At 36.9% G+C, this 13,064-nt stretch carries 9 protein-coding genes; 6 read left to right on the top strand and 3 right to left on the bottom strand.

Features of this window, described 5'->3' with window-relative positions:
* Positions 1–44: 44 nt before the first annotated feature.
* A complete protein-coding gene (hemC, locus tag M0G43_RS03315) occupies positions 45–1,619 on the bottom strand; it encodes a hydroxymethylbilane synthase (RefSeq protein ID WP_248023494.1) in 1,575 nt (524 codons plus the stop codon).
* Positions 1,612–2,871: a glutamyl-tRNA reductase gene (hemA, locus tag M0G43_RS03320; protein ID WP_248023495.1), complete on the bottom strand. Its 1,260-nt coding sequence runs from the start codon at positions 2,869–2,871 to the stop codon at positions 1,612–1,614. The genes hemC and hemA overlap by 8 nt, the downstream gene beginning before the upstream one ends.
* Positions 2,872–3,076: 205 nt before the next feature.
* Between hemA and M0G43_RS03325 the strand changes: the two genes are divergently transcribed.
* Entirely contained in the window at positions 3,077–3,961 is an 885-nt protein-coding gene (locus M0G43_RS03325; protein WP_248023496.1) for a helix-turn-helix transcriptional regulator, read from the top strand.
* Here the strand turns inward: M0G43_RS03325 and M0G43_RS03330 are convergent.
* Complete coding sequence (locus tag M0G43_RS03330; RefSeq protein WP_248023497.1) at positions 3,958–7,443, bottom strand: TraB/GumN family protein; 3,486 nt, start codon at positions 7,441–7,443, stop codon at positions 3,958–3,960. The two genes, M0G43_RS03325 and M0G43_RS03330, sit on opposite strands and share 4 nt — an antisense overlap.
* Positions 7,444–7,650: 207 nt before the next feature.
* Between M0G43_RS03330 and hemH the strand changes: the two genes are divergently transcribed.
* The 5 genes from hemH (at position 7,651) to M0G43_RS03355 (ending at position 12,967) form a co-directional block, all read left to right on the top strand.
* Positions 7,651–8,685: a ferrochelatase gene (gene hemH / locus M0G43_RS03335; protein WP_248023498.1), complete on the top strand. Its 1,035-nt coding sequence runs from the start codon at positions 7,651–7,653 to the stop codon at positions 8,683–8,685.
* On the top strand, positions 8,685–10,037 hold the full coding sequence (locus M0G43_RS03340) for an MATE family efflux transporter (RefSeq protein WP_248023500.1): 1,353 nt from the start codon (positions 8,685–8,687) through the stop codon (positions 10,035–10,037). Before hemH ends, M0G43_RS03340 begins: the two co-directional genes overlap by 1 nt.
* Before the next feature lie 4 nt (positions 10,038–10,041).
* Positions 10,042–10,590, top strand: a complete 549-nt coding sequence (locus tag M0G43_RS03345; protein WP_248023501.1) for a CopD family protein — start codon at positions 10,042–10,044, stop codon at positions 10,588–10,590.
* Positions 10,591–10,718: 128 nt separating this feature from the next.
* Positions 10,719–12,170 (top strand): sensor histidine kinase, encoded by a 1,452-nt coding sequence (locus M0G43_RS03350; RefSeq protein WP_248023502.1) that lies wholly within the window; start codon positions 10,719–10,721, stop codon positions 12,168–12,170.
* Between the two features lie 14 nt (positions 12,171–12,184).
* On the top strand, positions 12,185–12,967 hold the full coding sequence (locus M0G43_RS03355; protein WP_248023503.1) for an enoyl-CoA hydratase/isomerase family protein: 783 nt from the start codon (positions 12,185–12,187) through the stop codon (positions 12,965–12,967).
* The last annotated feature ends 97 nt before the right edge of the window (positions 12,968–13,064 follow it).

Below are 13,064 nucleotides of genomic sequence, written 5' to 3' on the forward strand. Positions count from 1 at the left end.
TAAAATTACGTAGGTCTCGACTCCGCTCGACCAGACAAGGAATTTCAATTATAGTTTTCGTTTACCAACTCAATAACACTTTCCACCGTTGGTATTTTTGCCACGCGTACATCATCAAAATGTTTTCGTGCTTCTTCGGCAGTAGTTTCGCCAATGCAATAGGCTATTTTGTCGCAAGGATTGTTTTTTCTATAACTTTCTACCGTTGACGGACTGTAAAACATAACACCTTCAACATTCGCATCTATTTTTTCTGAATCCAAAACCGTTTGATAAGCTTCGACTTCATTCACTGTAATTTGGTTTTCTTCAAGAATTGTTGGCAATTCATCCAAACGTTGGTTACTACAGAAATAAGTCACTTCAGTGCCATCGATGAATTCAACCAAATAATCAGCCAATGCTTTTGCATTATTTTCCGAATGCGTAACCTTACCAATTTTTGATTCAATCAATCGTTTGGTTCTTCGACCTACGCAATAGATGTTCTTGAACTGCAATTCTTCTTTTGGAACAGCAGTCACAATCGCCTCCACAGCATTTTGGCTCGTGATTATGACGTTGTTGATTTTCGATTTTAAAACAGGTTTAGGAATTCTGTTCAGATTAATTCTTAAAAAATCAGAACTATCAACTTTTACATTCTTAAAGAGATGTCGTTGTGCTTCAGTCAAACTTTTTGTGGAAAACACTTGGGTTTCCTTATCGACATATTTCAAATCATCCATCAACCGATTGCCACCACGTTCCAAAATAAAATTTGAGCAGTATTCAGCAATGTTGTGATGTTTTCCAAGCGATTCTTTTCGTGTAACTTCAATCTTTTTAGACCCATCGAGACTCAACAACACACCTTGAAATGAAACTTCTTCATTTTTGATGACTGCCAAAGCGCCAATAGGAGCCGAACATCCACCTTCCAAAAGGTTCAAAAATTTGCGCTCAATCGTGGTGCAAATCTCGGTTTCTTCGTGATTGATGGCTTTACAGATCTCAATGACTTCATTGTCATCACTTCTTGCTGCAACCATAATAGCACCTTGTGCAGGAGCGGGAACCATCCAATCGAGATTGATGGCTTCCTGTGGACGTAAACCAATCCTGCCAATGCCAGCTGCTGCAAAGATAGCCGCATTCCAATCATCGTTTTCTTCCAGTTTTTGCAAGCGTGTATTCACGTTGCCACGAAGCCCAACCACAGTGTGCGTTGGATAGCGATTCAACCATTGTGCTTTGCGTCGCAAACTTCCGGTGGCGATGATAGCATTTTTTTGAGACAAAAACTCTTCATTGTTTTTAAAGACAAGTGTATCTCTGACATTGCCACGCTTTAAAACAGCTACTTGAACAATATCTGTTGGTAAAACTGTTGGCACATCTTTTAAGGAATGAACAGCGATGTCAATGTCGTCATTGAGCAACGCGATATCCAAAACTTTGGTAAAAACGCCAGTGATGCCGAGTTCATTGATAGGTCTGTCAAGTGTTAAATCGCCTTCTGACTTAACAGGAACCAATTCGGTTTTATGACCGAGATGTTCCAACTGGTGTTGTACAGCTTTGGCTTGCCATAGTGCCAATTCACTATCGCGCGTACCAATACGTATGATTTTAGACATTGGTTGAAGATTCTAACTGAAACACTTTTTTGATGAGTTCAAGACTTTCATCAGTAGAAAAATCGTCATTTTTTAGATGATAAGCAAAGTGATTCGTTATTTTTTGAATGATGTTATTGCTGATTAATTCGGCTTGCGCTTCATTGAAATCAGTATATTTTTTGCGTTGTGTTTCCAGTTCGGCATTCTTCATATCCAGAAGTTTATGCTTCAAAGCATTGATGGTAGGCGCAAACTTTCGAGTGTCGAGCCAATTGATAAAATCAAGTTTTACTTCTTCCAAAATTTGCTCCGCAAGCGGAATGTAGGCTTTTCTTTTCTCCAAAGTATCATCTGTTATTTGAGATAAATCATCCAAATGAATCAAATGGACATTACTCAACTCTAACACATTTTGATGCACGTTTCGAGGAATGGACAAATCTAAAATCAACAGAGGTTTTTCCGTTTGAATACACTGCTTGTCAACTGTAGGGTTTTGAGCACCTGTTGCCACAATCAAGATATCTGAAGTGTTGATTTCTTCTTGTAAATTGGCGTAATCTTTCACCAATAAGTTGAATTTCCCAGCAACTTCTTCAGCTTTGTTTTTAGTACGATTGATTAAGGTGATGTGTTCGTTTTTGGTATGTTTTACCAAATTTTCGCAGGTATTTCTACCAATCTTACCAGTTCCGAAAAGCAAAATGTTCTTGCTTGAAACATCTTGAACAGTTTTCAAGATATATTGCACAGAAGCAAAGGAAACTGAAGTGGCGCCAGAAGATAAATCGGTTTCGGTTTTGATACGTTTGCTGGCTTGAATCACGGCATTGATTAGTCGTTCTGTAAAAGCATTGAGCAATCCCATGTTTTTGGAAACTCTCGCACTAGCTTTCAACTGGCTAATAATTTCAAAATCACCGAGAATTTGGCTGTCAAGCCCAGAACCTACACGAAACATATGCGAAATGGCCTCTTTATTTTTATAAACGTAAGCTACCTTCTGGAATTCTTCAACCGTTCCTTTTGTGTTATCGCACAACAATTGAATCAATTGAAAAGGATGTTCTGCAAAACCATAAAGCTCTGTTCTATTACAAGTAGAGGTAACAATCAAACTGTCGATGCCGTTGTTTTTTGCTTGATTGAGCAAAGCATTTTTAGAATCGTCATCCAAGCTAAAATGGCCTCTGACGTCAGCATCGGCTTTTTTATAGCTCAAACCAATGGCATAAAAATAAGTTCCTCGTGTCACGTGAATGTGCTCCATACTGGTTTTTGGAAATACGGAAACAAAAATAGAAATGTCAATTTAATAAAAACAACGCTAGAAGAACTTAAAGTATCGTTTTTGGTTTTTTAGACCGTAATTTCTGAAAACAATGATAAATGTCATATTTTTGCAGTGTTTACAATGCTTTGAAAGTTTTTTGTTTAGAATCAATCTAAATAAGATGAAATTAATTTGATAGTTTATGGATTTGAAAAATGTCGCTAAAGGTTCTTTTGAGGAAACGAAAATTGATGATGACTTTTTCGTTTTAACTTATAGAAATGAGACCAATCTAATTGAAACAGTGGAACGTGACATCGATAGCAGTTTCATCCAGTTTCATTTCTGTTTGAAGGGTTTGAGCAAGTTCATTTTTAACGAAGGACGTTATGCCTTGGATATTTCGGAAGAAAATTCATTGTTGCTTTATAATCCGCAGCGCGACTTGCCAATTCATCTCGAAATGAATCCAAATTCTTGGTTGGTTACAGTTTTGATTTCCATCAAGAAGTTTCACGCTTTGTTTTCTCAAGAAGCAGATTATATCACATTTTTAAGTGATGACAACAAGGACAAAAAGTACTACAAAGACGGAAAGATTTCGCCATCTATGGCTATTGTATTGACACAATTGATTCATTTCAATTTAAATTCATCCATAAAAAATCTGTATTTTAAAGGCAAAGCGTATGAATTATTGAGTCTTTATTTCAATAGAAGCGAAGATGCTGATATTGAACAATGTCCGTTTTTGGTAGACGAAACGAATGTCATCAAAATAAGAAAAGCCAAAGATATTGTCATTTCTAGAATGGCTGAACCACCTAGTCTTCAGGAACTTTCGGAAGAGATTGGTTTGAATCTGAAAAAACTGAAAGAAGGTTTTAAACAGATTTATGGCGATTCGGTTTACAGTTTTTTGTTTGATTACAAAATGGAAGTGGCAAGAAAACTTTTAGAATCAGGTGAACACAACGTCAATGAAGCAGGTTTGAAAGTGGGTTACAGCACCTCAAGCCACTTTATTGCCGCGTTTAAAAAGAAATATGGGACGACTCCGAAGAAATATCTGATGTCACTCAATTAAAATTCGAAATCGTAAGAACTATTGATGCGTTTTCGGGTTTTGTGCGAAACTAATTTTTGAATATCCTCGACAAATTCTTCTTCTGTTTTTGAGTCATTCAAACGCGTGCCATTGGTGCCAGATTCGTCATATATTTTTAAAGCCAATGCTTCCTTTTCAGGTTTTTGGAAAGTGACATAATGCAGAAATTCGTTATCGCCATAACTACTTGTACGTTTGAGTTTAAAAACATAGACATCAACAGCCACATTGTTATCGGTCAGAATTTCTTTTTTCGTTAAAAATGAAATGGAATCTCTTTCTTCAGAAAATCGTGCTCTTGTGAAAACTCTTGACTTGGCAATACTTTGTTGGGAAATTTTATTTTTAAATTTTTCAGTCAATAGTCCTTTGTCATCCAATGCAGATGCCAGAGCCCAATGGTTCTTTTCGTTGAGAATTGTTTTTTGACTTAAGGCTAGAGGTATTTGCTCATCTGCCTCCGTAAGGAGTGTAAAATAATTGTTGATTGCAATGTCGTCGTCACTTTGTATCAATTTTTCAAAAAAGTCTTTGGCTTGCTTGTCTTCGCGATAAGGGAAAATGATGGTTACATAACTCTCAAGATCGCTACTGTTGTTATTGTAGCTAGAAAAATTGTTTCTTCCCAAATACCGTTTCACTTCAATCTTACCATCGGTAATGATTTGGTTTTTATACTTTTTATAGGCTTTTGGCTTCACAAGATTGCTGTCCACCACTTTTGCCAAAAGCTCATAAATAGGGTTTTTATATTCTTCAATCGCACTGAATTGTAAAATTTTTGGGAACAATTCGCCTACCAATTGCAACGAATCCTTTCGAAATCTAAATATTGAATTGATATTTTTTGAATCAAGAGGCAAATCTTGTTCCATTAAGGATAACAGTTTGTCATAAGATGCTTTATCTTTTTTCTTTAGGTATGATTTCAAAATAGTAGATTGAACTTCGGGTTCTGCGTATGACTTCTTATACAAATCTTCCAAAAACGTACGTGCTTTTGGGTCAGAAAGTTGTCCAAGCTCGTTAATGAGATGGAGTTTTATTTTCGCTTGATTCTTTTGATATTCGTGGGAGTCGATAGCATTGATAAGTTGGTCGACATGCTGATTTTTAAAGATCAATCTGGAATAACCATTCAAAACCAAACTATCATTTTCTTCAAGTGCCTCAAAAAACCAAGCCGTTTTGTCCTTAAAAACAGATTCCCCTAAAAGAGTGTCCATAGGCGTGAAGGAATCATAGAATTCGGTAACAAAGGGGGAAGGAGAAGAGATTGAATCCGTAAGGGATTTTAGTTCATACATGACGCCTTCCTTTAAGATGTGTTTTACCAAAATCGCTTTTGCACTTGTACTATCTTTCAAAGCGTAAGAATACGTATAAATGTCATCGCTGGCACTTTTCTTTTGATTGGTAATGACGATATCTTTTTCTTGCTTGTATCTGCTTGTGAATTTAAGACTTTTGTCAATGTTATTCCAAATACTGTCAACAGATTCCATCATGTGCAAATCATGGTATTTGGTTCTTGTGATTGTTATCTGTTCATTAGCTTTTGTGGTATAAACCGCTTGTTTAGTTTGCATTTCGTAAGGCTTTTCATTTCTGTCGAAATAAAACCGATTGTTTGGTGGTGATTTGGTCTGGGAATTGGCTGAAAAGTATAATGATGTGTCAATTACTTTTTCATAATCTGGGTAAACGATAGGTTTAAATTTGAAGGATTCAAAAAATGTATCTGCCTTATTTATATCAGAACCATAATATCCCAACAAGTAATAACTTTCATCTTTAATGACACTTTTTAAATGCAAACGCTTTGTCGTTGTAGAATCAATAACGGCTTCAGACTGGTAAGCTTTGTAAGTTCCGTCTATATGCTGGCCACTAGCTTCCTCGAGATCTAAATTTTCATAGAATGCATCGTGCGTGTACTTGGCCTCAAATCCATCTTCTTCAATATAATAAATGTCAAAAACAGGTGACTCTTCCAAGAAATAATAATCATCTTTATAAATACCCTGTAGAACTTTTTTTCCTGCATTTTCAAAATTATCAGAGATGTGATACACTGGAAAATCGACATGATATTTTTGATAGGGTGACGAGAAATTTTCAAAACCATCTTTCTGTGTTTTGAATTGAATGGAGCCAAATATTTCCTGTTCATTCACAAGGACATAATCCTTGATGCCGCCAAATTTGACAATGACAATTTCCAACGGCGTTCGGTAAATATGATATTTTTGATAGTCACCTTTTTTGGTTTTGTTAAGAATGCTGATTCCTGGGAAAGGTGTGGTCAATGCTTCTTTTTTAATAATATCTCCTGGAATATCTTCATAGAGTAGGTCATTGATTTTATCCAAGGTCATCGGATCTTTTTCAGGCAGATAATCATATGTGTTGAGCCTTGTTAAGGTAATATAGGCGCCATTGGTCATGTCTGGTGCTACATAAAACTTCTGGCCATTAATGGTGAATTCCCTCAATTTGTCAAAAGATTTAATGCTGATAAATTGATCTGGCGTGGTCTGAACAGTAAGATTAGGTTTAGTGAAAAGGCTTTCAAGAGCTTCTTTTTTTGTCGTTCCAACATCTGTTTGCTTTGACTTCAATGGTTTTACAGTATAACCTCTTTCTACAAGCATATTTATCATGCCTTGATCACCTGGAAGGTGCGCGGCTCCAACACCAGCAAATACAGATTTTTCGTGCATCAACGAGTCAAGAACCTTTACCATATTCTCGTTTCGAATGTAAAGCATGTGTCGTCGGTAATATTCTGTATTCACAGCAGAACCAATAGAGTCGAGCAAATCTAAATTGCGCTCTCTATATAAATTCTCCTGCAACAGATAAGGATTTTCTTCAGAATATAGTTTTTGCAGCCAAGCATCTGGCTTTCTTTTCATGGCATTCGAACGTGCTTTGGAAGTCAAATAGTTTGATTCAGCAATATCCTCAAGTCCCACAATAGGCTTATTTTTCTTTTTTCCAGCCTGATAAATAAACATATCTAAATAAGTTTCCTCTTCAAAATTATCTGCTCCAGGATCTTTTCTATATAAATAACCATTGATGATATTGTTGTCGAACCTAATGGCGCTTCTCACCATAATTTCATCAGGACTGGATAATTCAAATAGTTGCGTATAAAAATCGCTTCGATACGAACGAGAATTGTTTTGCTGCCCCAGTGTCATATTCTCATAATTAAAATCGAGCCATGTGGTAGGGTCAGATTCCAGTGCCACACATTCGCTTTTATCCAATACCTCGAAAAACACATCATCAAGTCTGAATGCAACCTTCTTGCTTACATGCATTGTTCCATACAGGTAAGAGGACTTTTCCAAGCCGTTACCAGAGATTTCCCATAACAGATTTTGATATTTCTGTTGGGAAAACATGTTGACACAAAAGCATAGAAAAATAAGTAAGAAGCGGTTTTTCATGATGTGATAATTAGGTTACGAAGTAAATATATCCATTTCAGAAGTATTTTAAAATCAGAAATGAGTTAAATCTCCTACATTATTAGTGAACGGCTTATTTTGGCGAGTATTATAAAAATAGTGTCGTATTTTTGTGACAAATACTCTTTAGAGTGATAATAACAGAAAGTAGAACGGAAACGATTTCTACTTTCGAAGGAATAACATATGAAAAAAGGAGTTTTACTCGTCAATTTAGGGTCTCCTGACAGTCCCGAACCAAAAGATGTCAAAAAATATTTAGGAGAGTTTCTGATGGATGAGCGCGTGATAGACATTCCGCTTATTGCAAGAACGGCTTTGGTAAAAGGCATCATCCTGAAAACACGTCCAAAGGCTTCTGCGGCTGCTTATAAAAAAATCTGGTGGGAAGAAGGCTCGCCATTGATTGTTATTTCCGAAAGATTGCAGCATAAAATTCAAAACAAGACTGATTTGCCTGTGGCCCTGGCGATGCGCTATGGCAGTATGACCATCAAAAAAGGTCTTCAGGAATTGGTTGATAAAGGTGTTGAAGAAGTGTTTTTGATGCCGTTATATCCACAGTTTGCTATGGCTACCACTGAAACCATTCTGGTTTTGGCAGAAGAAATTAGAAAGACTGACTTTCCAAATCTTAAAATATCAGATTTAAAAGCATTTTATAATCGTGAAGATTACATCAAGGTGCTTTCAAATTCCATCAAAAAGCACTTAACAGATAAAGAATTTGACCATTTGCTGTTTTCATACCATGGTGTACCAGAACGTCACATTCGAAAACGCGACATCACAAAATCACATTGCAAAATTGATGGCAGCTGTTGCATAACACCTTCTCCTGCGCATGAGTTTTGCTACCGTCATCAATGTTTGGAAGTCACAAGATTAGTGGCTCAAAAATTGGGTTTAAAGCCAGGAACCTATTCAACATCATTTCAATCAAGATTAGGATTCGACCCTTGGTTGCAACCATATACGGATTTGACGATTGAGCGTTTGGGGAAAGAAGGTATCAAAAATATGGCAATTGTAACTCCTGCTTTCGTTAGTGATTGTTTAGAAACTTTGGAAGAAATCACCATAGAAGGCCAAGAAATTTTCCACGAAATGGGTGGACATGAATTTACAACAGTTCCGTGTTTGAATGATGACGATGAATGGGTAACGTTGTTGTCGCAATGGATTAATGAGTGGGCAACTTCTAAAACAACAACCGCATAATGGCAAAAGTGTCTTCAGTCGATTTAGGGTCTCAACCCATCAGTAAATTGCTTGTAAAACAGGCGGTACCAGCATCCATTGGGATTTTGGTAATGTCGCTAAATATATTGGTAGATACCATTTTTGTCGGCAATTGGATTGGCTCCATCGCCATTGCAGCTATCAATGTGGTCTTGCCAGTCTCTTTTTTTATCGCTGCTCTGGGAATGTCTATTGGCATTGGCGGTTCTTCGATTATTTCAAGAGCTTTAGGCGCAGATAATTATGAAAAGGCACTCAAAACCTTTGGAAACCAGATTACTTTAACTCTGGTGTTGACCTTGTCCATGGTTTTTTTAGGATTGACATTTGCCAATTCTATTATTGATTCCTTTGGTGGTAAAGGCGATATTTTTGAACCTGCAAAAATTTACTATCAAATTGTACTTTATGGTGTACCAGTGTTGGCGCTTTGTATGATGGGAAACACGGTAATTAGGGCCGAAGGCAAACCAAAGTTTGCCATGTACGCCATGATGATTCCTTCTGTCAGTAATTTGCTGATGGACTATATCTTCATCAATCTTTTGGATTTCGGAATGGAAGGAGCGGCTTGGGCAACAACCTTGTCTTATGTTATCTGTTTTCTTTTTATTCTTTGGTTTTTTATATCGAAAAACTCAGAACTAAAAATCAGTTTTTCGCACTTCGGATTTAATTTCCCAATCGTCAAGGAAATAAGTTCTTTGGGGTTTGTCACTTTGGCAAGACAGGCAGTTGTGAGCATCACGTATCTGTTTATGAACAACATTCTCTATGATTTGGGAGGTGAAGTTTCTGTAACTTCTTATGCGATAGCTGGTCGAATGTTGATGTTCGCAATGTTTCCTGTGCTTGGAGTCACCCAAGGGTTTTTGCCCATTGCAGGCTATAATTATGGAGCCGCAAATTACCATCGCGTAAGGGAAACGATCAACACGGCCATCAAATATGCCGCAGCATTGGCTAGTTTGGTATTTATATTGTTGATGGTTTTTCCAGAAAGCATTTCCAAAATGTTTACCTCTGATACCGCAGTATTGGCGCAGTCTTCTCACGATATGCGTTGGGTTTTTGCCGCTACACCTATTATCGCTTGGCAATTGATTGGAGCAGCTTATTTTCAGGCCATTGGAAAAGCAACGCCAGCATTATTGTTAACCCTTTGTAGACAAGGTTTTTTCTTTATACCTCTTATCCTGATTTTACCAAAGTTTTATGGGGAATTAGGTGTGTGGATGTCGTTCCCAATTTCAGATGTTTTGGCAACCATTGTTACGGCGTATTTTTTGAATAAGGAAATCAGGAAGAATTTAGTTCCAAATATCATTTGAGACTATGGAATACTATAACTACATTAAATCGTTTCATCTCATTTTTGTGATCACTTGGTTTGCAGGCTTGTTCTACATTCCACGCTTGTTTGTGTATCAAATTGAAGCGTTCCATAAACCATCACCAGAAAAGGAAATTCTCGGAAAACAGTTAAAGTTGATGGCAAAACGTCTTTGGAACATCATTACATGGCCTTCTGCAATTCTCGCAACGATTTTTGCCATTTGGCTATTGATTTTACAACCGTTTTGGTTACAACAAGGTTGGATGCACATGAAATTGACATTCGTAGTATTGCTTATCATTTATCACTTAAAGACACATCAGTTTTATAAGCAATTGCAGCGCGATGAGGTCAAAAAGACATCAAATTTTATGCGAGTTTGGAACGAAGGTGCGACCTTCATTTTGTTTTCTGTAGTGTTCTTGGTCATTCTCAAAAATGCTATCAATTGGGTGTTTGGCGTTATTGGTATCATTGTTTTGGGAATTCTGTTAACCTTGGGATTCAAGATTTATAAAAACATCAGGAATAGAAATCCCGAAGATTAAAAATTCCAAAACACAAATTCCAAAACATACTAAAAATGGATAGTTGGAATTTGGAATTTTGTTATTGTGATTTCACCAAAAAGGTTTTTGGTGCGATTATTGTTATCTTTAGCCAATTGTCCTTCTGAATGAGATCAAGAAAACTATCCTTACGAGTTCGTATTTTCATTGCCATGATTCTCTTGGTGCTCATCGCATCCATTTTAATTGCAGGTGTTACCATTTACCAGTATAATGAAGAAGCGCATGATTATCACACCGAACGTTTGGAGCGTAAGGAAGAGAACATTCGAAGAAATATCGATTTTGTTATTCGGGAAACAACTTACCCTGTTGAGACGGAAAAAATCTCGTTAATTTTCAAGGATGAGATTTATAAGATTGCAGATATCCATCAATTGGAAATTAATCTTTATGACCTTGAAGGAGGTTTGCTGAAATCTTCAAAAGCCAGTATTGAAGGTGATTCGCTGCCAAAATGCTTGAGCGCTACCATTCTCAATGAATTGTCCAATACGGCGGAACATCGCTACGTTGATAAAACTCAAAAAAACGAAAAAACATATCAATCCTCGTATACTTATATCACAGACAAAAAGTTCAAACCGCTTGCCATTCTTAATTTGCCATATCTCGAAAATGACGATTTTCTAAATAAAGAGTTAAATGAATTCCTAACCCGTTTGAGCTATGCCTACATTTTCATGCTTATCATTGCAGTGATCTTGGCGTTTTTGCTTTCAAAATATATTACAAAAACCCTTAAAACGGTGAGTGACAAAATCAACGCGACAAGACTTGAAAAGCATAATAAAAAGATTGAGATTGACTCTTCAAGCGAAGAAATAGCTACTTTGGTCAATTCTTATAACAGCATGATTGATGAATTGGAAGAAAGTGCTGTAAAATTAGCTACTTCAGAGCGCGAACAGGCTTGGCGCGAAATGGCAAAACAAGTGGCGCATGAAATAAAGAATCCGTTGACACCTATGCGACTAAGTGTTCAAAGTTTTCAGAGAAAATTTGACCCAGAAGATCCAAACATTCATCAAAAGGTAGATGAGTATAGCAAGACCTTGATTCAACAGATTGATACGATGAGTTCCATAGCTTCAGCCTTTTCAAACTTTGCGAAGATGCCTGCACAGCAAAATGAAACTTTGAATGTAGTGCAAGTGGTAAAGTTGGCGTTGGATATTTTTAGTGAAGATTACATTGTGTTCACTGCTGAAGACGAAGAAATCATAGCAAAATTTGATAGAACTCAATTAATTCGAGTGGTGACCAATTTGGTCAAAAATGCCATTCAAGCTATTCCGGAAGATAAAACTCCAAAAATTGATGTAAGTGTGATATCTGAAGACAATTATGTAACGATCCTTGTCGCTGACAATGGTATTGGTATTTCAGAAGAAAACAATTTGAAGATTTTTGAACCAAAGTTCACCACAAAGAGCAGTGGTATGGGACTAGGGCTTGCCATGGTAAAAAATATCGTGGAAACTTATAACGGAAGTATTACCTTTACATCTCAATTAGGAGAAGGCACTACTTTTAAGGTAACCCTTCCGAAGGAATAAAAATCATAACAATCATGTCTTACCAAAACATCCTATCAGAATTCAATGATGGTATTACGTATATTACTATCAACCGTCCAAACAAACTGAATGCGCTCAATAAAGACACTATAAACGAATTGAACCAAGCATTCAAAGTAGCAGATAAAGACAAAAATACTAAAGTGATTATCGTTACCGGAAGCGGAGATAAAGCATTCGTTGCAGGAGCAGACATCAGTGAATTTGCTGATTTTGATGTCGAAAATGGAGGGAAATTGGCAGCAAAAGGACAAGAGTTGTTGTTTGATTTTGTTGAGAATTTATCAACGCCTGTCATTGCTGCTGTGAATGGATTTGCTCTTGGAGGTGGTTTGGAATTGGCGATGGCATGTCATTTTAGGGTGGCGAGTGATAATGCCAAAATGGGCTTGCCAGAAGTGTCCTTGGGAGTCATTCCAGGTTATGGTGGTACACAACGCTTGCCACAATTGGTTGGAAAAGGGAGAGCAATGGAACTGGTGATGACGGCTGGAATGATTGACGCCAACCAAGCTTTGACTTATGGATTGGTAAACCATGTGACCACTCAAGATGAATTAATGCCGTTATGCGAGAAAATTGCTGGCAAGATAATGCGAAACTCATCTGTAGCTATCAAAGGAGCCATAAAAGCCATCAATGCAAATTACAAAGATGGTGTAAACGGTTTTGAGGTCGAAATCAAACAGTTTGGGAAGTGTTTCGGTACTGAAGATTTTACAGAAGGAACCACAGCCTTTTTGGAAAAGCGTAAAGCAGACTTTCCAGGCAAATAAACCATCATTTTTCTTATTTCTACAATTTGTAGCCATCAATCCTTTGATTGGGTCGTAAATTTATGGTGTAGTCTTATCTAAAGTTACACTCATAAAT

Source organism: Subsaxibacter sp. CAU 1640, assembly GCF_023156585.1.
Classification (GTDB): Bacteria; Bacteroidota; Bacteroidia; order Flavobacteriales; family Flavobacteriaceae; genus JBPOFM01.

What these genes read in the sequence shown, in the direction of transcription:
- hemC (WP_248023494.1), bottom strand. Translation starts at nt 1,619, where the DNA reads ATGTCTAAAATCATACGTATTGGTACGCGCGATAGTGAATTGGCACTA.
- M0G43_RS03325 (WP_248023496.1), top strand. Translation starts at nt 3,077, where the DNA reads ATGGATTTGAAAAATGTCGCTAAAGGTTCTTTTGAGGAAACGAAAATT.
- M0G43_RS03345 (WP_248023501.1), top strand. Translation starts at nt 10,042, where the DNA reads ATGGAATACTATAACTACATTAAATCGTTTCATCTCATTTTTGTGATC.
- hemH (WP_248023498.1), top strand. Translation starts at nt 7,651, where the DNA reads ATGAAAAAAGGAGTTTTACTCGTCAATTTAGGGTCTCCTGACAGTCCC.
- M0G43_RS03330 (WP_248023497.1), bottom strand. Translation starts at nt 7,443, where the DNA reads ATGAAAAACCGCTTCTTACTTATTTTTCTATGCTTTTGTGTCAACATG.
- hemA (WP_248023495.1), bottom strand. Translation starts at nt 2,871, where the DNA reads ATGGAGCACATTCACGTGACACGAGGAACTTATTTTTATGCCATTGGT.
- M0G43_RS03340 (WP_248023500.1), top strand. Translation starts at nt 8,685, where the DNA reads ATGGCAAAAGTGTCTTCAGTCGATTTAGGGTCTCAACCCATCAGTAAA.
- M0G43_RS03355 (WP_248023503.1), top strand. Translation starts at nt 12,185, where the DNA reads ATGTCTTACCAAAACATCCTATCAGAATTCAATGATGGTATTACGTAT.
- M0G43_RS03350 (WP_248023502.1), top strand. Translation starts at nt 10,719, where the DNA reads ATGAGATCAAGAAAACTATCCTTACGAGTTCGTATTTTCATTGCCATG.